Below are 18,602 nucleotides of genomic sequence, written 5' to 3' on the forward strand. Positions count from 1 at the left end.
GGGTACCGTTCGACCGGTCCGGCGTTAACTGCGCCGGGCGGCCAGCAGTACGGTGGTACCGAGGACGAGCGCGAGCAGGGCCGAAATCGGGGAAAAGCCCGGTCCAGTCGCGTCGGTGACCGCCACGACACCGTCGGAATCGGTGGTCGTAGCAGCGGTCGTGTTGTCGGCCGGTTCGTCGGTCGGCGTGTCGGCCGTCGCCTCCGTCGTGCTGTCGGTCGGTTCGTCGGTCGTCGGCGTCGTCGATTCGGGTGTGTCGTCCGGCGTCGAGTCGTCGGGCGTGGCGACCGGAATCTGGTTCGGATTCTCGGGGAGTTCGTCGCCCGACGAATTGGCGGCGCGCTCTAGCGCGGTCGTCCGGACAGATTCGGGGAGGTCGGTCATCGACAGCGGCACGGGGTACGCGCCGGTCCGGAGCGTCATCGATAGCTGCTCGGCTTCGCTCACGGTCTCGGTGATGAGGAAGACGGAGGGGTCCTCCTCGTACTCCTGGAAGTTGATCGCCCAGGCCAGGCCCCCGCCCAGCGATCGCGAGGAGACGATGTCGCCGTTGAAGTAGGTGAAAATACAGTGCCCTTCGGCCGCGTCGGGATTCTGGGCTGCGTCGTCCGGACAGCCCGTGACGCCTTCGTCTGTGAAGCCGGCTTCCTTCACGATACCGGCGGCCTCACGGGCCGACTCGACCTCGAGGAACACCTCGACGGTCGGCCGGTCCGTGAAGGGGCGACTTGCTGCCGCTTCCCCGACCCGGATGAAGTCCTCGTTTTCGAGGATCTTCGTCTGGCGGTAGGTGGTTTCACTTCCCTCCGTGACCGGGTAGTGGGCGAACACTTCGACGCGCCCGCGGTTCCGGATCTGCTGGGTCACTGCCGCGCGGTCCGCGCCCACGACGGTGACGTACTGCGTGCCATCGGCGTTGATCGTCTCGACCTCGCCGCCGACTCCCGTCGCGGCGAGTCTGGCCCGCAGAACGTCGACGACGGCGTTGCGGGTCCGGTCGGTCACACCTTTCCGCACCACGTTCGGCGAGAACCCGGCGGCGGCGAGACCGTCCGCGACGCCGGCCGCCGAGAGGTCGTCACCGTACACCTCGATCGTGCTGTTCTCGGGTAACAACCGGACCTGGTCCGGTTCGAGACTGAGGTTCGCAGCCACCTCCTGTCGGATCGTCTCGTTGGCCCGATCCCCCTCGAAGTCGATTCCCGTCGCACTCCAGCCGTCGATTTCGGCCCCGACGACGGTCTGGTTCGTGTTCGTTTCTGTCTGTGCTCCCGCCGCTGGCGTCGCCAACACGGCCAGCGCGAGCGTTCCCCCCACCAAGAGAGCGATTGCGACTCGGCGCATACCAACTGTGATGACATATCGATACAAAAAGATACAGGGTCGTTATCCCCTCGCCGGTCCACGGACCCGATATGAACGTCGCCGTTCTCGCTCACGAGCGGTTCCCCGACCGCGCCAAGACCGCCGTCGGCGTCCTCCGGTACGCCGACTACGACGTCACAGCCGTCCTCGACCGCGACCGCGCGGGCGAGCGCGTCGCCGATCACCTCCCGGCCGTACAGGACGCCCCGATCGTCGCAGGGATCGACGACGTTCCCGACCCCGTCGACGCGCTGGTGATCGGGATCGCCCCCATCGGCGGTGGCTTCGACGAGTCCTGGCGGCCGGACGTGCGCGGCGCCATCGAACGCGGCTGTGACGTGCTCTCTGGCCTGCACTACTACCTCGCCGCCGACGAGGAGTTCGCTGCCCTCGCGGACGACCACGGCGTCGACCTCCGTGACCTGCGCCGGCCACCCGAAGACCTCACGGTCGCCGAGGGACGGGCCCGCGAAGTCGACGCCGACGTGGTCGCGACCGTTGGCACGGACTGCTCGACGGGGAAGATGACGACGAGCGTCGAACTCGTCGAAGCCGCTCGCCAGCGCGGGATCGACGCCGCCCTGATCCCGACGGGTCAGACCGGCGTCCTGATCGAGGACTGGGGGATCGTCGTCGACCGCGTCGCGAGCGACTTCGTCGCCGGGGCGATCGAGCGGATGGTCAGCGAGCGCGGCGACGATCACGACCTGCTGGTCGTCGAAGGGCAGGGCTCGATCACCCACCCGGCCTACTCCGCCGTGACCTGCGGGATCCTCCACGGCGCGATGCCCGACGGACTCGTCCTCTGTCACGAGGCCGGCCGCGAACGGATCCACGGCTACGAGTCCTTCGAGATACCGCCGGTCCCCGAAGTCGCCGGCCTCTACGAGGACCTCGCTGCGCCCGTCGCCGAGACCACCGTGGCCGCGGGATCGCTGAACACCCGCGGGCTGGACGACGCCGAGGCCAACCAGGCGGTCATCGAGTACGCGACGGCCATCGACGCGCCAGCGACCGACCCCGTCCGATTCGGTGCGGACGAACTGCTGGACGCCCTGCTCTGACCACTACCATGACCCTCACCACCGACTTCGAGTGGCACGACATCGAACTCGACACACCATTCGGCATCTCGCGGGGTACCACGACGGTCTCGGCGAACCTCGTCGTCCGGATCGAGGACGACGCGGGGAATCAGGGGGTCGGCGGCGCAGCCCCCGCGGACTACTTCAGCCCGTCCCGCGAGGAGATCACCGAGGCGCTGCCCGACCTGCTCTCGGCGGTCGCGGACTGCGACCCGTCGAATCGCCAGCGCATCGCGACCCGACTTGCCCAGGTCGCAGCCGACATCGCCGGCGGCCCCGCCTCGCTCCCCGGAGCCCGCGCGGCGGTCGACGTCGCGCTCGCGGACCTGGCAGCCAAGCGGGTCGATCTGCCACTCTACCGCCTCTTCGGACTCGACCCCGGTCGGTCGGTCACCTCCTCGTTCACGGTTGGGATCGACGACACCGACCGGATGGCCCAGCGTGCGGCCAGCGCGGCCGAGACCTACGAGATCCTGAAACTCAAACTCGGGACCGACCGGGACCGGGAGATCGTCCGGGCCGTGCGCGACCGTGTCCCCGACGCGACGATCCGGGTGGACGCCAACGGCGCGTGGGACGCCGAGGAAGCCGTCGAGACGAGCCGATTTCTCGCCGACCACGACGTCGAGTTCGTCGAGCAACCCGTTCCCGCCGACGACCTCGACGGACTGGCCCGCGTCAGCGCGGAGGGGCCGCTCCCGGTCGCCGCCGACGAGAGCTGTGTGGTCCCCGAAGACGTGCCCCGCGTCGCAGCGGCCGCCGACATCGCGGTCCTGAAACTCACGAAAAGCGGCGGGCTCTGGCCCGTGGTCGAGATGTGTCACGCCGCCCGCGCGTGCGGACTGGACGTGATGCTCGGCTGTATGACCGAGACGAACGCCTCCATCGCGGCCGCGGCCCACCTCACGCCACTGGTCGACTACGCCGACCTCGATGGCTCGCTGTTGCTCGCGGATGATACCTTCGAAGGAATCGAAATGCCCGGCGGCCGAATCGACCTCTCGGGCGTGGAGCGAGCGGGGACGGGCGCGCGGGAGAAGTAATCAGACTGCCGCTCAGAGCCAGTCGGCGAACGTCTCGTGTTTCCTGGACAGGCGGGCGTACTCCGACTGCACGGTCGCGAGCGCGTCTTCGAGGCTCGCGCCCGCGTCCAGTTCCGCGCGGGCGCGGTCGATCTTCCACTGGCTGGGCGTCGTTCGCGTCTCCCAGCGGGCTTCGAGCGGGTCGAGGTAGCGGTCGGCGGTGGCGTCGTCGACGCCCTGTTCTTCGAGGCCGCGGCGTGCGTACTCGAAGACCTCCGAAAAGATCGTCTCGCTATCGTTCGTGCGCTCGCCGTCTTCGGTGATCCAGGCCAGATCGGCGTCCAGCCCGTTCTCGACGGCCTCGTAGAAGCTCCGTTCGGCCGTATCGTGGTCGAGGTCACCGAGGGGGTGGTCCGCGGTGACCAGTCCCCGCAGGAGGCCGCCCACGAGACACTGGAAGCCGACGATGTCGCGGATCGATGGCTGGGTCGGGATCGGGCGGTACTCGATGCGGATGGAGCGTCGGCCACCGATCCCGTCGACGTGATCGCCGCCGATGACGCCCCGAAGCCACCGCCAGAAGGTCCCGCGCTTGTGGTCGAACTCCCAGATCTCGCCGGTGAACCCCTCCTCGGCTCCCTCGACCCACTCCGCGAGGAAGGGCGCGAGCAGCGGGTCCTCGACGACGTGATCGACGGCGTCCGCTGGACTTTCGAGGTCGTCGGGCACGCGACACTTCGGCGGGTCGGTGTGGTTGACCGACTGCTCGAAGGCCGCGATCCGCAGTTCGTGGTGGGTCTCGTCCAGCAGACGCTCGGGGTCGACGTCCTCGTCGTACAGATCGCCCGGGAGGAACGGGGAGTTGGTCGAAAGTGCCAGAACTGGACCGAGCGTCCGGATCCCGAGGTCGTGGTACCGCGGGAACTGCGAGGCGTCGGGGATCTGGACGTGAGGCTGGATCGACGTGGCCAGCGACTCGAACAGGATCGTCGGGAACTCGACGGTCGCGCCGGGGACGTCGAACTCGATGGCTCCGCCGGCCAGATCCAGGCAGTGGCGGTCGATCGCCCAGTAGCGCGGCACGGGCCGCATGTTCGACGGCAGTTCGGTCCCGTCGTGGTCGTCGGTGTCACCGAGGTAGTCGACGCTGCCCTCCGCCGGCGGCGTCGTCCACATCGCGTCGAGCACGAGGTCACAGCCGTGCTCGTCGGCGGCGGCCCGTGCCCGTTCCCACTGGGTTTCGAGCGCGCGGGCCTGGGCCTCGATCCCGTCGGTCGTGAACGGGTCCGGATCGGTGTTCAACTCCGCGTTGTGGAGGCCCAGCTCCTTGTTGCACTGCTCGAAGACACCCTCGGGAATGGTCGTGAGCCGGCCGTCGTCGTCGGCGGCGTACACCTCCAGTTCCAGCCCAAGTGCGAACCCGTCGGTGTCGAGCTCGCCCCCTGTCAGTGCGTCCCTGAGAAACGCCGCCTGCTCGTCGACGCGGTCCTCGAAGGCCTCCCGCGTCGCCGGAGCGAGTGACTCCCCCACCAGCGCGACCGGATCGGTCATTGCCAGAGGTTCCCGAGGGCGACGGATTGAGTGTTGCGGATCGCTCCGCTCGGCACCCCGCTGGACTCGACCGGGCGTAGCGAACGCGTTCCGCCCGGTTTATTTAAAACACCCTCCAAAACCCGCGATATTTATATGGGTTCGTGGGGGCTCGTGAGTGACACATGGCTGGGGACGTGTACACGGTCGCGGGCGGCAAGGGTGGTGTGGGCAAGACGACCACGGCTGTAAACACGGCGATCGCACTGCAGGACGCGGGGCGTCGGACGGTCGTCGTGGACGCCGATCTGGGAATGACGAATCTGAGCGAACTGCTGGGTATCGACCACGAACCACGGCTGCACGACGTGCTCGCCGGCGAGGCGGAGATCGGGGACGCCATCGCCGAGGGCCCCGAGGGTGTGTCGGTGCTGGCCGGGCGGGGGACGCTGGAGTCGTTCGCGGAGGCCGATCCGTCGAACCTCCAGCCAGTCCTGCGCGCCCTCAAGCGCTCGTTCGAGGCGGTCATCGTCGATACCGGCGCGGGGCTCTCCCACGAGACGCTGGTGCCGGCTGGGATGTCCGACGGGATCGTCCTCGTAACGACGCCCGACGAGGTGTCGCTGACCGACGCCCGGAAGGTCGGCGAACTGGCCGAACGCGTCGAGGGCCGGATCGTCGGTGCCGTCCTGACGAAGGTGCGCGACGACGTCGACGTGTCCGAGGTCGGCGAGGAACTGGGCCACGAGATCCTGGGCGTGGTGCCACAGGACGACGTGGCGACCGCAGACGAACCGCTCGTGATTACGTCGCCGGACAGCTACGCCGCACAGGCCTATCGCCGCCTCGGGACGAAACTCGCCGACCGGATCGACGACCCGACGATCGAACGGCCCGTCGAGTCCTGATCGGCTGGGGCGGGTCCGCGAACCGAACTGGTCGCCCGGTTCTCAATACACTTATCCCGCGGTGCCGACTTGGCACGGGTATGAGCGAGGTCACGGTCACGCTCCCCGACGGGTCGACCCTCGATATGGAGCAGGGGTCGACCGTCGAGGACGTCGCGTTCGAAATCGGACCGGGATTGGGTCGGGACACCGTCGCCGGGGTCGTCGACGGCGAACTCGTCGACAAGCACGCCCCCATTCGGGAGGACGTCGACATCGAGATCGTCACGGAGAGCGCCGACGAGTACCTCGACGTACTCCGCCACTCCGCCGCCCACGTGTTCGCACAGGCACTGGAACGACTCTACCCCGAGGCGAAACTCACCATCGGCCCCTACACCGACGACGGCTTCTACTACGACATCGCCGGCGTCGAGCTGGACGAGGACGACCTCGAAGCCATCGAGGACGAGGCCCACGCGATCATCGAGGAAGACCTCGATATCGAGCGGGACATGGTCCCTCGCGAGGAGGCCCTCGACCGGTACGAGGACAACCGCTTCAAGCAGGAGATCCTCGATGACGAGGCCGCCGGCGAGGATCCCGTCCAGTTCTACCAGCAGGGCGAGTTCTACGACCTCTGTCAGGGCCCCCACGTCGAGTCCACCGGCGAGATCGGCGGGTTCTCGCTGCTGGAGATCTCCGGCGCGTACTGGCGTGGCGAGGAGGAAAACGAGATGCTCACACGCGTCTACGGCACTGCCTTCCCCAGCGAGGACGGCCTCGAGGAGTACCTCGAACAGCGCCGGAAGGCCCAGGAGCGGGACCACCGCAAGATCGGCCAGGAGATGGATCTGTTCTCCATCGACGAGACAACTGGTCCGGGCCTGCCCCTCTATCACCCGAACGGGAAGACGATCCTGAACGAACTCTCCGACTACGTGGCCGGCCTCAACAGGGAAAACGACTATCGGGAGGTCGAGACGCCCCACGTCTTCCGAACCGAACTCTGGAAGAAGTCCGGTCACTACGAGAACTACGTCGACGACATGTTCCTCCTCGACGTGAACGACGAGGAGTACGGACTGAAGCCCATGAACTGCCCCGGTCACGCGACCATCTTCGATCAGGGGCAGTGGTCCTATCGGGACCTGCCCGTCCGCTACTTCGAGGACGGCAAGGTCTACCGCAAGGAACAGCGTGGGGAACTCTCGGGTCTCTCCCGGGTCTGGGCGTTCACCATCGACGACGGCCACCTGTTCGTCCGCCCGGACCAGATCGAGTCCGAGGTCGAGGCGATCATGGACATCATCCTCGACATCCTCGACACGTTCGATCTCGAGTACACCGTGCAGTTCGCCACCCGACCCGACAAATCGGTGGGTAGCGACGAGATCTGGGAGCGCGCCGAGTCACAGCTCGAGTCCGTCCTCGAGAGCGCGGACATGGAGTACGTCGTCGAGGACGGCGACGGGGCCTTCTACGGGCCGAAGATCGACTTCGCCTTCGAGGACGCGCTGGGGCGAGACTGGGACGGGCCGACGGTCCAGCTGGACTTCAACATGCCCGAACGGTTCGACCTGACCTACGTCGGCGAGGACAACGAGGAACACCGCCCGGTGATGATCCACCGCGCGCTCTACGGCTCCTACGAGCGGTTCTTCATGGTCCTCACCGAACATTACAACGGGAAGTTCCCGACCTGGCTCGCCCCCGAACAGGTGCGGATCCTCCCGATCAGCGACGACCACATCGCCTACGCCGAGGAGATCAAGCGCGAACTCGGCGATCACCGCGTGACCATCGAAGAGCGCTCCTGGACGGTCAAGAAGAAGATCCGGCAGGCCCACGAGGATCTGGTGCCGTACATGCTCATCCTCGGCGACGACGAGGAGAGCGAAGGGACCATCTCCGTGCGCGACCGGAAGGAACGCGAGGAAAACGACGTGGACCCGACGGCCTTCCGTGACCATCTCGACGACGAGGTCGGCGAGCAGCGGACCGAGCCGGACTTTCTGGACTAGTTCTCCGAGTCTTCCGCACCCCGGAGGACGAACGGCCCGATGGCCAGCGTCCGTTTCGCCACCGTGGCGATGCGGAGGATATACACGAGCAGGAAGACGAACGGGACGAGCGCGACGGTCACCGCCCCGCTCATGACCCAGACCATCGTGTCGATGCCCAGGAACGACCCCCAGACGGCACCCGTGTCCACGTAGGTGATCATCGAGATCGACACCACGAGCGCCGGGAGCGCCGAGTACAGCAGGACGCGCGAGAGATTGATCAGTTCCCACTGGAAGTACAGCGTCTTCACGTGTTCGCGGGCGGGTCCGAACAGTTCGAGCGCGTCCAGCAGGTCCTCGAAGGCGTCCTCGGTCTCCTCGGAGATGACGTCCCGACACTGGGCGCGGAGCCGCCGGGCCTCGTAGATCTTCCCCGAGTAGTTGAAGTTCAGCGAGGCCGAGAGCACGTCGAACGTCCCGAACTCGGCCTCCTCGAGGGAGTCGTGGACCTCGTTTGCGTTGTCGGTCACGCTGTCGGCGAACGTCTCGATCTGGTCCATGACGGACTCGTCGGGGCTCTCGGCGACCGAGAGGAGGGTCTCGCTCCGATCCCTGACCGTACCGACGATGGCTCCCAGGAACGCGCTGGGGTTGGCCGGCGCGACGTCGATGTCGAGTTCGGACTCGATGTGCCGGCGCACGTCGAGGGCGCCCTCCATCCGTTCGTGCTGGTCGCCCAGCGGCCCGAGTTCCTGGGAGAGCACGAGCTGGTTGATCGTGACGACCAGCGTGACGCCGGTGATGATAGCGGTGATGAACGCCTGGAACGTCGTCTCGATGGGGTCCTTGCTTCCCATCGTCTCACGGAGCGGTGACGGGTCGAGCGCGCCGATCCCGACCAGCGAGACGAACACGAAGCCGAGCAACGTGGCCGCGACGTGCCAGCGTCGCGCCTCCATCAACACCCACAGCTTCACCCGGTTACCCGGGACCCGGCCCCGCATGGTGTCGCTGGTCTGTTCGTCCTCGGTCGCCTCCCGGGACTCCGTCCCGCCGTCTCCGTCCATATTGGGGGGTCACTCGCCGCTCGGAAAGTAGTACGGAACTGCCGGGAAACCGTCATCAAGCGGTCGATCGATCGGGGTGGGGCACCGGCGTTCAGTTCTTCTCTTCCTCCCGCAGTTCTTCGAGTTCGGCGTCGAGTTCCTCGTCGCTGACCTCGGTCTCCTCCGTGTCCGGCGTCTCCACGTCGGCCGGGTCCACGTCGGCCGGCTCGGTGTCCACGTCGGTCTCGCTCGCCTCCGACTCGCCCTCCTCGTCTTTCCCCATCTCGGCTTTGAGCGTGTCGAGTTCGGCGTCGACCTCGCCTGTGGTACGAATCTCTTCGAGCTCCCGGTCGAGTTGGTCCTCGTCGCTCAGGGCGTCGTCGAAGGCCCCCGTCTCCTGCAGTTCGTCCATCGCGGCCGCGCGGGCCTCCATCTCCTCGGTACGCTCCTCGGCTCGCTCGATGGACCGGCCCACGTCCTCCATCTCGTCGCCAGCTCCGGTCATCGCCTCGGAGACGCTCTTGGAGGCCTCGGCGGCCTTATAGCGGGCCTTCATCGTCTCCTTTTTCGTGCGGAACTGCTCGATTCGGTTCTGGAGTTCGTCCTTCTTGTCGATCAGCTGGTCCTGCTGGCGCTGGAGCTGCTGGATCTGGCTCTCCAGATCCTCGATCTGGTTCATCTTCTGTTTCTTTTTCTCAAGCGCGCGACGCGCGAGGTCCTCCCGGTCCTGCCGGACGGCTTCACGGGCCTGATCGTTGTGCTTCTCGACGTTCTCCTCGAGGCGGCGCTGCTGGATCTCCAGCCGTTTCTTCTGGGTCGTCAGGTCCGCGATGCCCTGCTTGACGTTCTGGAGTTCGTCGCGCATCTGCTCGTAGGAGTAATCCAGCGTCTCGGAGGGGTCTTCGGCCCTGTTGAGGACTCCGTTGACCTTCGAGCGGATGATGTAGGAGGCGCGCGAGAGGATGCCCATGGGAACCTTTGGGTACCGCTGCCCTTAAATCTCTCACACCTGATTGTAACCCAACATGAGCGAGGAGCGCCGCATCGCCGGTGACCGCGAGGTACGGGTCACCGTCGACACTCCCGAGGCCGACCGCGGGGTCGTCGCCTGCCCACCACATCCGCAGATGGGCGGCACCCGGTCGGACCCCCGCCTGCGCGCCGTGGGCGAGGCCCTCGGCGAGCGGGGAATCGCCTGTCTGCGCTTCGACTACGGCCCCTGGGACGAGGGCGAGGGGGAACGCCGGGACGCGCTGAACGTTCTCGCGTCCGCTCGCGACGACTACGACGCCGTCTCCATCTTCGGCTACAGTTTCGGTGCCGGCGTCGCGCTGCTCGCGGCGGCCGACGCGGAACCGGCCGCCGTCTCGGTGCTGGCACCGCCGGCCTCGCTGGGCGAGCGTGACACGGTCGCGGCGCTGTCGGCGCTCGCCTGTCCAGTACAGGTCCTGTTCGGCGAGCGCGATTCCACTGTGGACTGGGAACCTATCGTCGAGCGCGCCCGCGAGCGCGGGGACGCGGTCGAGTCGATTCCGGGCGATCACTTCTTCGCGGGACAGGTCGACCGGATCGGCGAGTCCGTCGCCGCGTTCCTGTCCGGGGAGCGATCCTGACGGTCACGCGACCGAAAAGTGTGCATTCGTTGCACACTCGGGACTTCCCGTAACCGTTTTGAGCGCCCCGCGCGCACCGTCGGTATGCCGACCGAATCAGAGACGAACTACGACCCGGAGCTGGGTCGGAAGTTCATTTTCGTCACCGGCGGCGTGATGTCCGGACTGGGGAAAGGCATCACCGCCGCGAGCACGGGACGGCTGCTGGCCAACGCCGGCTTCGACGTGACCGCCGTGAAGATCGACCCGTACCTCAACGTCGACGCCGGAACGATGAACCCCTACCAGCACGGCGAGGTGTACGTGCTGAAAGACGGCGGGGAGGTCGATCTGGACCTGGGGAACTACGAGCGGTTCCTCGACATCGACATGACCTTCGACCACAACGTCACCACGGGGAAGGTCTACCAGCACGTCATCGAGAAGGAACGCGCCGGCGACTACCTCGGGAAGACCGTCCAGATCATCCCGCATATCACCGACGACATCAAGCGCCGCATCCGGGAGGCCGCCGAGGGCCACGACGTGTGCATCGTCGAAGTAGGCGGCACGGTGGGGGACATCGAGGGGATGCCCTACCTCGAAGCCCTGCGCCAGTTCGCCCACGAGCAGGACGACGAGGATATCCTCTTTACCCACGTCACGCTCGTCCCTTACTCGAAAAACGGCGAACAGAAGACCAAACCCACCCAGCACTCCGTCAAGGAACTGCGATCGATCGGGCTCCAGCCCGACATTCTGGTGGGGCGGTGTGAGGACAAACTCCACCCCGACGTGAAAGAGAAGATCGCGCTGTTCTGTGACGTGCCCACCGACGCCGTCTTCTCGAACCCCGACGTCGAGGACATCTACCACGTCCCGCTGATGGTCGAGGAGGAAGGGCTCGACGAGTACGTGATGGAACGACTGGACCTCAAAGCCGAGGCCCTGCCCGAGGCCGAACGGGACAACCGCTGGCGTGAACTCGTCACCCGGGAAACCACAGGCGAGGTCGAGATCGCGCTCGTGGGCAAGTACGGTCTGGAAGACGCCTACATCTCGATCCACGAGTCGCTGAAACACGCCGGCCTGGAGGCGGGCGTCGACGTGAACACGACGTGGGTCCACAGCGAGGACCTCGCGGACGGCCACGACGGCGAACTCGCCGACGTGGACGGCGTCGTCGTCCCCGGCGGGTTCGGTTCCCGCGGCATTCAGGGGAAGATCGAGGCCTGCCGGTACGCCCGCGAGAACGACCTGCCGTGGCTCGGCCTCTGTCTGGGCTTCCAGATGGCCGTCGTCGAGTACGCGCGTAACGTCCTCGAACTGGAGGACGCCCACTCCGCCGAGATCGAGGAGGATACCCCCCATCCCGTGATCGACCTGCTGCCGGAGCAGTACGATATGGAGGATATGGGCGGCACGATGCGGCTGGGCGCACACGAGACCGACATCGATCCCGGAACGATCGCGAACGAGATCTACGGCGACACATCCTGTACCGAGCGCCACCGCCACCGCTACGAGGTCAACCCCGAGTACATCGACGATCTCGAAGAGGCCGGCCTCGTCTTCTCGGGCCACACCAACAACCGCATGGAGATCCTGGAACTGTCCGACCACCCCTACTACGTCGGCACGCAGTTCCACCCCGAGTTCCGCTCCCGGCCCGGCCGCGCCAGTCCGCCCTTCGTCGGCCTGCTGGAGACCGTGCTCGAGGAAACCGATACCGAGGCCGCCGACCCCGAGGAGGTGGAGGCCTGATGGTCGACGTCGACTCGTTCATCGACGAGAAGATCGACGAGATCAGCGAGGAAGTCGGCGACGCAAACGCCATCATCGCACTGTCGGGTGGCGTCGACTCCTCGACGGCCGCCGCGCTGGCCTACGAGGCCATCGGCGCTCAACTGACGCCGGTCTACGTCGACACGGGACTGATGCGGAAAGGCGAGACCGAGGGGATTCGCGAGACCTTCGACTACATGGACTCGCTGCGGATCGTCGAGGCGAAGGACCGCTTTTTGGACGCCCTCTCCGGCATCACCGACCCCGAGGAGAAGCGCCACGCCATCGGCGAGCAGTTCATCCGGGAGTTCGAGACGGTCGCCCGCGAGGTCGACGCCGACTACCTCGTCCAGGGGACGATCTACCCCGACCGCATCGAGAGTGAGGGGACCATCAAGTCCCACCACAACGTCGGCGGTCTGCCCGAGCGCATCGACTTCGAGGGCATCGTCGAACCGATGCGGGACCTCTACAAGGACGAAGTGCGGGAGGTCGCGCGGGACCTCGACCTCGAATCGATCATCGCAGAACGGATGCCGTTCCCCGGCCCCGGCCTCGCCGTGCGGATCATCGGCGAGGTGACCGAAGAGAAACTCGACGTGGCCCGGGAGGCGAACCACGTGGTCGAGGAGGAACTCGAAGACCACGACCCGTGGCAGGCGCTGGCCGCCGTGATCGGGAAGGCCACGGGCGTCAAGGGCGACAACCGCGTCCACGGCTGGGTCGTCGCCGTCCGCTCGGTCGAGAGCCGGGACGGTATGACCGCCCGCGCCCAGAACGTCGACTGGGAGACGCTCCAGCGCATCCAGAGCCGGATCACCGGCGAGAACGAGAACGTCGCCCGCGTGCTGTACGACGTGACCCACAAGCCGCCCGCGACCATCGAGTACGAGTAATCCGGCGGATCGGGGCCGAATGACCCCCACCGCTTTTTTCGCTGGCACGAGTCCGGAGAGTCGATGCCCTCCGCTGCCGACGCTGCCGATACCGCCGACGTTGGGAGTGACTCCCCGGCCACCGATCCGGCAGCCGTCGACTTGCCGGGCCGTCCGGAACCGATCCGGGCCGAGATCCGTGCGATCCCGGTCCTGAATCCACTCGCGGTGGCCGTCGCCGGGTTGATCTACGGACTCGTCCTCGCCCTCGTCCTGTCGCTGTGGTGGGGGCTGGGACTGGTCCTGTCGCTACCGTCGCCGTCGATCTCGGTGCGAACGGGCCTGATCCTCTGGCTCGTCGGGATCGGCCTCGCGGTCGGCCGGGACGCGGCCCGGAAGGCCCGGCTGTCGGTCACGATCACGCCGGGCTGGATTCGCCGCTCGTTCGGGTCGCGGGCGGTAACGGTCCCCCGTGCGGAGATCGAACACGTGCGGGTCCGGACGACGCTCGTCGACCGGTTCGCCGGGACCCGGACCGTGGACGTCTACGACGCGGACGGGCACCGACTCCGGATCCCGCGCGTCCGTGCCTCACCGGTCGTCCTGCGGGAACTGGCCGCCCACGCCGAACCCGGGGCGGACGGTCGGCCGACGTGACTCGACCGTGAGAGCCAAACCCCGGGGGCGACAGAGGGGGAGTATGAACGCAGTCATCGCCGGCCCCGACGAGCACGACCTCGGGGCGGCACTGACCGAGGCCGGATTCACCGTGACGCGAGCAGCGGGTACCGCGAATCGCCCGGCCCTGGAGGAAGCGGGCATCCACGACGCGGACCTGTTCGTCCTCACGGACGCCGCGCTGGCGACCGCCATCCCCGTCGCGACCGACCTCACCGACGACCTCCGGATCGTCGCCTACACGACCGATTCGCTCCCCGAGTTCGTCAAGGGACAGGCACACATGGCGCTCGACCCCGAACTGTTCGATCCCGCAGACGTGGCCGAGGAGGCCGCCGAGGCCGCCGGAGACTGATCAGATCGAGTCGACCAGATCGTCGAGCGCCTCGCGGCCCCGTTCCTCGAACGGGGTACCGTGGCCCATCGCCGCGATCGAGAATTCGGGCGCGCGCTCGGCCAGATCGCGGATGCTCTCTTCGACGGCGTCGGTGTCGTAGCTCATGAGCCACGGCGAGGGGCGCAGTTTCCCACCGGACTCCCGGACCAGATCCCCGAGGAAGGCCGCGTCGAGCGCCTCGCTGACGTAGGCCACGTGGCCGGGCGTGTGTCCCGGCGTGTGGTACGCAGTAAAGGAGCCGATCTCGTCGCCGTCCGCGACGGTCTCGACGGTGAGGGCGGGGGATTTGAGGAACGGCCCCAGCGCGTTCTGGAGCGCCCCCTTGTGTTTCGACAGTGGCGGGCGCTCCTTGCCGGTGAGGAACGGTTCGTCGGCCGCGCCGACGTAGACGGTCGCGTCGAGTCCCTGCAGCCGGCCGAGACCGCCGACGTGGTCGAAATCGTAGTGGGTCAGCAGGACGCGATCCACGTCCTGCAGGGAGTAGCCGGCCTCGTCGACGCCCAGCACGAGGTTGCGGCCGTCCCACGGGTTGCCGGCGTCGACGAGCGTCACCGTCCCGTCGTCGACGAGATAGGCGTTCACCCCGAGCAGGTCGTACCACCACACGTCGTCCCCGAGTTCGGTTACCATCGCCACAGAGTGGGGCCGCCAGCGGCTAAAAGCCACGCAAAGCGACAGGCGTTGGCCCAACCGCTAAGGCCGACCCGACCGAGGTCGGAGTATGACGTTCGATCGATTGCCCGACCTCGACCCGGACGCGGGTGAGGTGATCGACGAGGAACTGGCGGTGAGCGACGACGTGCTCGTGAAGGCGTTCGCGCTGGGTCCGGGCGCGGAACTGGACCCGCACGTCCACGACGGGGCCGCGAACGTGTTCCACGTCCTCGACGGGACGGTCACCGTCGTTCAGGACGACACCGAGGAGCGGATCACCGCACCCGGCGTGGTGTTCCACGAGCGGGGTCAGTCACACGGCGCGCGAAACGAGACCGAGGAGGTGGCGATTCTGACGGCGAGCCTCTGCCCGCTCCCCGGGTGACTGGCCCAGGCGGTGCGGACGAAGGCCAGAGACTGGACCCGTAGGCACTGGATAGCGGTCGCGTATCCGCAGGTGCGGACACGTGCCGTCTATCCGGTCCCTTACCGTTCAGTGACCTGTTTTTCGGTTGCGAAGGCGGCGACTGCGCCCGGTCAGCACACCCATAACAATGAGTGGATACGCGGTAGGCCGGGCTATCGCATGATCGGCGCAACTAACCGACCCGTTATTCGCGGACAGATCCGTGCGAGTGGGTGGCGACTGGTGACGACTGCGGTACCGTCGACGGGGGGAGTGTGATGCGCACAGGCCCCATCCGCGGCGGTGGAACGCTGGTGCTGGCCCTCCTGCTCGCGCTGTGTGTGGTCGCAGTACCAACTGGCGCGACAGCCGCGTCCCCGGACGACGTGACGATCACTGTCGAACAGGGCGAGGACTGTTACGAGATCGACCCGCTCGGGAACGGGGACGAGACGGTCGAGGGGTTCTACGACTACGACACCTCGTACAACTACAGCTCGAACGGGACGACCCACCTGCAGGACAACCAGGTCAGCAACCTCCTGGTGTACCACGGCAGCGAGGGATACAGTCTGGTCCTGGTCCACGACAAGTACGGCGACGCGCCGTACGGCGGCGTCACGTCGATGACGTTCACCGGACTTCCGACCGACGGCGAGTGGGCCGTCGAGGACGACGGCTACGACGGACGCGACGACCAGTGGAACCACCAGGGTTCCACAAGCGAGGTGGACTGGATGTGGTACGAGAACCGAAACGACGGCGGTGCGTTCCGCGGGCTCACCGCGAGCGAGAACGTCTCGATCACCGTCGATCCCGCGTTCAACGAGGAGGCCGCGACCTGGGGCGAGTGGGACGCCTCGGGCAACGAGAACGACCGAATCGAGGAGTGGCGGCTCTACACCGGGCCCGACGAGACGACCACCCTCGACATGAACCAGTCCGTGACGATCTCCAACTCGGGCTGTGACGCTCCGCCGTCGGCCGCGCTCACGGCCCAGCCGGAGACCGCCGCGGTGGACGAGTCGGTCACGCTGAACGCGTCCGACGCGACCGACGACGAAGGGATCGCCGGCTACGGCTGGGACTTCGACGGCGACGGTACCATCGACCTGAACACGACGACCCCGACCGCGGACTACACCTACGACTCGACCGGCGACTACGAGGCCACTGTCACGGTCAGGGACTACGCGAACAACACCGACACCGCGACGACGACGGTGACGATCACCGAGGACGGCGGCGACAGCGGTGACGGCGACGAGGAGAACGGCGACGACGGCGACGGAAACGACGGTGACTCGGGCGACGGCGCCGACGGCCCCGACGACACGCCGATGGCCGCGCTCACGGGCCCGACGGAGACGACGGTCGGCGAGACGGTGGCGCTCGACGCGAGTGCGTCGTCCGACGGCGACGGGATCGCGAGCTACGGGTGGAACTTCGATGGCGACACCACCGTCGACCGAACGACTGTCGAACCGACGGTCGAGACGAGTTTCGACGAGTCCGGTACTCACACCGTGACGGTCACCGTGAAAGACGAGAACGGCAACACGGCGACGGCCGAACATACGATCGAGGTCGGTGCGACCGACGAGGGACCGACCGGCGAGATCGTCGCGCCCGCCGAGGCGACCGTCGGCGAATCCGTCACCATCGAGGCGACGAGCCTCTCCGACGGCGTCACGCACGTCTGCTGGTACTTCGACGGCGAGACCGGTCCCGAGGGCCAGACCGTCACGCACACCTTCGAGGAGACCGGGACTCACGAGGTCACGCTGGAACTGCGAGACGAGCAGGGTCGGAAAACGACCGTCGCCACCGAGATCGACGTGGTCGCCGACGACCATGACGGCGATTCCGGGGACGAAAACGACGGGTCCGAGGACGGAGATAGCGACGACGGCTCCGAAGACGACTCGGACGATAGTGACGAGAACGACGGGTCGGACGAGGACGACTCGGACGAGAGCGACGGTGCAGACGGTGACGACGACGAGTCCGACGACGGATCGGACGGTGCAGGAGTCGGTGACGTGAACATCAACCCGGACGTGCCGAACCCGCTAGACCTACGGAACGACCGCGGCGACTCGGCGAACGATTCGACGAACGACACGGCGACCGACTCGGCGGTGTCGGTCGGGGACGTTCGGACGAGTCGGGAGACCGTCGACGCGGGCTCGCAGGTCGAGATCACCGTCGACTTCGACGGGGCCGACAACGAGACGGAGCAAGTGCCGCTGACGGTCCACCAGCAGCGTGCGAACGGGACCGACGGCGTGGTCGACGAACTGCCGGTCGCGATCCCCGAGAACGGGACGGGGACGGCGTCCGTGGCGACGACGGTGGAGCGACCGGGCGAGTACTTCGCCACCATCGGCAACCGGACGGCCGCCTTCTCCGTGATGGCTGCCGCGCCGAACGGCACCGACGAGCCACCGGTGACAGAACCCGGGCCGACGGCGGCCGAACCCGCCGACGACCCGGCCGATTCGACCGACGCGGCCGACGATACCACGACCAGCGCGAACGGTCCCGGATTCGGGACGGTCGTGGCGGCGCTCGGACTGGTGCTATCCGGCCTGCTGGCCGCCCGGCGGCGAGCGAGCTAGCTCACTCCCGCTGGGCGAGGCCGACGAGGTGCGGGGCCTGCTCGACGATGATCTCCTCGGCCCCGAGGCGGGCGGCGTTCTCGCTGCCGGGGAGACAGAAAACCACGACGCCGTCGACGACGCCCGCAGTCGCTCGTGTGCCGACGACTTTCGTCCCGATATCGTCGTAGGAGCGCCGCCGGAACAGTTCGCCGAACCCGGGCAACTCCTTGTCGAACAGCGGGCGGACGGCTTCGACGGTCACGTCGTCGGGGGTGATGCCGGTGCCCCCGGTCGTGACGACGGTGTCCACGTCCCCACGTCCCGCGACGGCGTCGACGGTGTTTTGGACGCCGTCGTGATCGTCCCTGATCACGTCTCGGACGGCGATCTCGTGGCCCGCGTCGGTCAGGGCGCTCTCGATTGCATCGCCCGCGGGGTCGTCCTCCCGCGTCCGCGAGGACGATATCGTCACGATGGCCACACCCAGCGACTCGCGGTCGTGTTCGTGGTGGTCGTGATCGTGAGCGTGTCCGCCGTCGTCCCCGCTGTCGTCGTGTCCCTCATCGTGCCCTTCGGGTTCGTCCGCCCCGGTCGCGTCGGCGGTCGACGGATCGTCGTCTCCATCGTCGACCGAGCGGCGCGTGTCGCGTGACTGGAAATCGACCATGGCG

General features: G+C 67.3%; 17 protein-coding genes. 11 read left to right on the plus strand and 6 right to left on the minus strand.

The window, feature by feature from the left end; translation table 11 throughout:
• Positions 1 to 24: 24 nt before the first annotated feature.
• The gene (locus tag BV210_RS12670) at positions 25 to 1,344 is read right to left on the minus strand and encodes a hypothetical protein (protein ID WP_077206995.1); all 1,320 of its coding nucleotides are present in this window, start codon (positions 1,342 to 1,344) and stop codon (positions 25 to 27) included.
• 71 nt (positions 1,345 to 1,415) lie between these two features.
• Here BV210_RS12670 and BV210_RS12675 point away from each other — a divergent pair, with 71 nt between their 5' ends.
• Both BV210_RS12675 and BV210_RS12680 read left to right on the plus strand, forming a co-directional pair.
• Entirely contained in the window at positions 1,416 to 2,429 is a 1,014-nt protein-coding gene (locus BV210_RS12675; RefSeq protein ID WP_077206996.1) for a DUF1611 domain-containing protein, read from the plus strand.
• Between the two features lie 8 nt (positions 2,430 to 2,437).
• A complete protein-coding gene (locus BV210_RS12680; RefSeq protein WP_077206997.1) occupies positions 2,438 to 3,493 on the plus strand; it encodes a dipeptide epimerase in 1,056 nt (351 codons plus the stop codon).
• A gap of 12 nt (positions 3,494 to 3,505) precedes the next feature.
• On the opposite strand, the gene BV210_RS12685 is transcribed toward BV210_RS12680, so the two are convergent.
• Positions 3,506 to 5,023, minus strand: coding sequence for a hypothetical protein (locus tag BV210_RS12685; protein WP_077206998.1), 1,518 nt, complete (start codon positions 5,021 to 5,023; stop codon positions 3,506 to 3,508).
• A 164-nt stretch (positions 5,024 to 5,187) separates the two neighbouring features.
• Between BV210_RS12685 and BV210_RS12690 the strand changes: the two genes are divergently transcribed.
• Positions 5,188 to 5,910 carry a P-loop NTPase gene (locus tag BV210_RS12690; RefSeq protein WP_077206999.1) on the plus strand — a complete coding sequence of 241 codons (723 nt, stop codon included), beginning with the start codon at positions 5,188 to 5,190 and terminating at the stop codon, positions 5,908 to 5,910.
• 80 nt (positions 5,911 to 5,990) lie between these two features.
• A complete protein-coding gene (thrS, locus tag BV210_RS12695) occupies positions 5,991 to 7,913 on the plus strand; it encodes a threonine--tRNA ligase (RefSeq protein WP_077207000.1) in 1,923 nt (640 codons plus the stop codon).
• Here thrS and BV210_RS12700 read toward each other — a convergent pair.
• Positions 7,910 to 8,962 carry a hypothetical protein gene (locus BV210_RS12700; RefSeq protein ID WP_077207001.1) on the minus strand — a complete coding sequence of 351 codons (1,053 nt, stop codon included), beginning with the start codon at positions 8,960 to 8,962 and terminating at the stop codon, positions 7,910 to 7,912. The genes thrS and BV210_RS12700 overlap by 4 nt on opposite strands.
• A 91-nt stretch (positions 8,963 to 9,053) precedes the next feature.
• Positions 9,054 to 9,911 (minus strand): PspA/IM30 family protein, encoded by an 858-nt coding sequence (locus BV210_RS12705; RefSeq protein ID WP_077207002.1) that lies wholly within the window; start codon positions 9,909 to 9,911, stop codon positions 9,054 to 9,056.
• Between the two features lie 55 nt (positions 9,912 to 9,966).
• Here BV210_RS12705 and BV210_RS12710 point away from each other — a divergent pair, with 55 nt between their 5' ends.
• From BV210_RS12710 to BV210_RS12730, 5 genes are all read left to right on the plus strand, one after another.
• A complete protein-coding gene (locus BV210_RS12710) occupies positions 9,967 to 10,554 on the plus strand; it encodes a dienelactone hydrolase family protein (protein ID WP_077207003.1) in 588 nt (195 codons plus the stop codon).
• An 84-nt stretch (positions 10,555 to 10,638) separates the two neighbouring features.
• Complete coding sequence (gene pyrG / locus BV210_RS12715; protein ID WP_077207004.1) at positions 10,639 to 12,297, plus strand: glutamine hydrolyzing CTP synthase; 1,659 nt, start codon at positions 10,639 to 10,641, stop codon at positions 12,295 to 12,297.
• The gene (gene guaA / locus BV210_RS12720) at positions 12,297 to 13,214 is read left to right on the plus strand and encodes a glutamine-hydrolyzing GMP synthase (protein WP_077207005.1); all 918 of its coding nucleotides are present in this window, start codon (positions 12,297 to 12,299) and stop codon (positions 13,212 to 13,214) included. The genes pyrG and guaA overlap by 1 nt, the downstream gene beginning before the upstream one ends.
• 63 nt (positions 13,215 to 13,277) lie before the next feature.
• Positions 13,278 to 13,850, plus strand: a complete 573-nt coding sequence (locus tag BV210_RS12725; RefSeq protein WP_077207006.1) for a PH domain-containing protein — start codon at positions 13,278 to 13,280, stop codon at positions 13,848 to 13,850.
• 43 nt (positions 13,851 to 13,893) lie between these two features.
• Positions 13,894 to 14,226, plus strand: coding sequence for a CTP synthetase (locus BV210_RS12730; RefSeq protein ID WP_077207007.1), 333 nt, complete (start codon positions 13,894 to 13,896; stop codon positions 14,224 to 14,226).
• On the opposite strand, the gene BV210_RS12735 is transcribed toward BV210_RS12730, so the two are convergent.
• Positions 14,227 to 14,898, minus strand: coding sequence for an MBL fold metallo-hydrolase (locus BV210_RS12735; RefSeq protein WP_077207008.1), 672 nt, complete (start codon positions 14,896 to 14,898; stop codon positions 14,227 to 14,229). It lies immediately after the preceding gene.
• Positions 14,899 to 14,989: 91 nt separating this feature from the next.
• On the opposite strand from BV210_RS12735, the gene BV210_RS12740 reads away from it, so the two are divergent.
• Together BV210_RS12740 and BV210_RS12745 are read left to right on the plus strand one after the other, a co-directional pair.
• Positions 14,990 to 15,307 carry a cupin domain-containing protein gene (locus tag BV210_RS12740; protein WP_077207009.1) on the plus strand — a complete coding sequence of 106 codons (318 nt, stop codon included), beginning with the start codon at positions 14,990 to 14,992 and terminating at the stop codon, positions 15,305 to 15,307.
• Positions 15,308 to 15,606: 299 nt separating this feature from the next.
• Positions 15,607 to 17,949 carry a PKD domain-containing protein gene (locus BV210_RS12745; protein WP_172824897.1) on the plus strand — a complete coding sequence of 781 codons (2,343 nt, stop codon included), beginning with the start codon at positions 15,607 to 15,609 and terminating at the stop codon, positions 17,947 to 17,949.
• A 1-nt stretch (position 17,950) separates the two neighbouring features.
• Here BV210_RS12745 and BV210_RS12750 read toward each other — a convergent pair whose 3' ends face one another.
• Positions 17,951 to 18,598 (minus strand): molybdenum cofactor biosynthesis protein B, encoded by a 648-nt coding sequence (locus BV210_RS12750; protein WP_077207011.1) that lies wholly within the window; start codon positions 18,596 to 18,598, stop codon positions 17,951 to 17,953.
• Positions 18,599 to 18,602 lie beyond the last annotated feature (4 nt).

Origin of the sequence: Halorientalis sp. IM1011 (assembly GCF_001989615.1) — an archaeon.
Classification (GTDB): domain Archaea; phylum Halobacteriota; class Halobacteria; order Halobacteriales; family Haloarculaceae; genus Halorientalis.

Excerpts from the sequence above, each read along its gene's own strand:
- guaA (WP_077207005.1), top strand. The coding sequence starts at position 12,297 with ATGGTCGACGTCGACTCGTTCATCGACGAGAAGATCGACGAGATCAGC.
- BV210_RS12690 (WP_077206999.1), top strand. The coding sequence starts at position 5,188 with ATGGCTGGGGACGTGTACACGGTCGCGGGCGGCAAGGGTGGTGTGGGC.
- pyrG (WP_077207004.1), top strand. The coding sequence starts at position 10,639 with ATGCCGACCGAATCAGAGACGAACTACGACCCGGAGCTGGGTCGGAAG.
- BV210_RS12750 (WP_077207011.1), bottom strand. The coding sequence starts at position 18,598 with ATGGTCGATTTCCAGTCACGCGACACGCGCCGCTCGGTCGACGATGGA.
- BV210_RS12740 (WP_077207009.1), top strand. The coding sequence starts at position 14,990 with ATGACGTTCGATCGATTGCCCGACCTCGACCCGGACGCGGGTGAGGTG.
- BV210_RS12675 (WP_077206996.1), top strand. The coding sequence starts at position 1,416 with ATGAACGTCGCCGTTCTCGCTCACGAGCGGTTCCCCGACCGCGCCAAG.
- thrS (WP_077207000.1), top strand. The coding sequence starts at position 5,991 with ATGAGCGAGGTCACGGTCACGCTCCCCGACGGGTCGACCCTCGATATG.
- BV210_RS12705 (WP_077207002.1), bottom strand. The coding sequence starts at position 9,911 with ATGGGCATCCTCTCGCGCGCCTCCTACATCATCCGCTCGAAGGTCAAC.
- BV210_RS12685 (WP_077206998.1), bottom strand. The coding sequence starts at position 5,023 with ATGACCGATCCGGTCGCGCTGGTGGGGGAGTCACTCGCTCCGGCGACG.
- BV210_RS12680 (WP_077206997.1), top strand. The coding sequence starts at position 2,438 with ATGACCCTCACCACCGACTTCGAGTGGCACGACATCGAACTCGACACA.
- BV210_RS12735 (WP_077207008.1), bottom strand. The coding sequence starts at position 14,898 with ATGGTAACCGAACTCGGGGACGACGTGTGGTGGTACGACCTGCTCGGG.
- BV210_RS12700 (WP_077207001.1), bottom strand. The coding sequence starts at position 8,962 with ATGGACGGAGACGGCGGGACGGAGTCCCGGGAGGCGACCGAGGACGAA.
- BV210_RS12670 (WP_077206995.1), bottom strand. The coding sequence starts at position 1,344 with ATGCGCCGAGTCGCAATCGCTCTCTTGGTGGGGGGAACGCTCGCGCTG.
- BV210_RS12730 (WP_077207007.1), top strand. The coding sequence starts at position 13,894 with ATGAACGCAGTCATCGCCGGCCCCGACGAGCACGACCTCGGGGCGGCA.
- BV210_RS12710 (WP_077207003.1), top strand. The coding sequence starts at position 9,967 with ATGAGCGAGGAGCGCCGCATCGCCGGTGACCGCGAGGTACGGGTCACC.
- BV210_RS12745 (WP_172824897.1), top strand. The coding sequence starts at position 15,607 with ATGCGCACAGGCCCCATCCGCGGCGGTGGAACGCTGGTGCTGGCCCTC.
- BV210_RS12725 (WP_077207006.1), top strand. The coding sequence starts at position 13,278 with ATGCCCTCCGCTGCCGACGCTGCCGATACCGCCGACGTTGGGAGTGAC.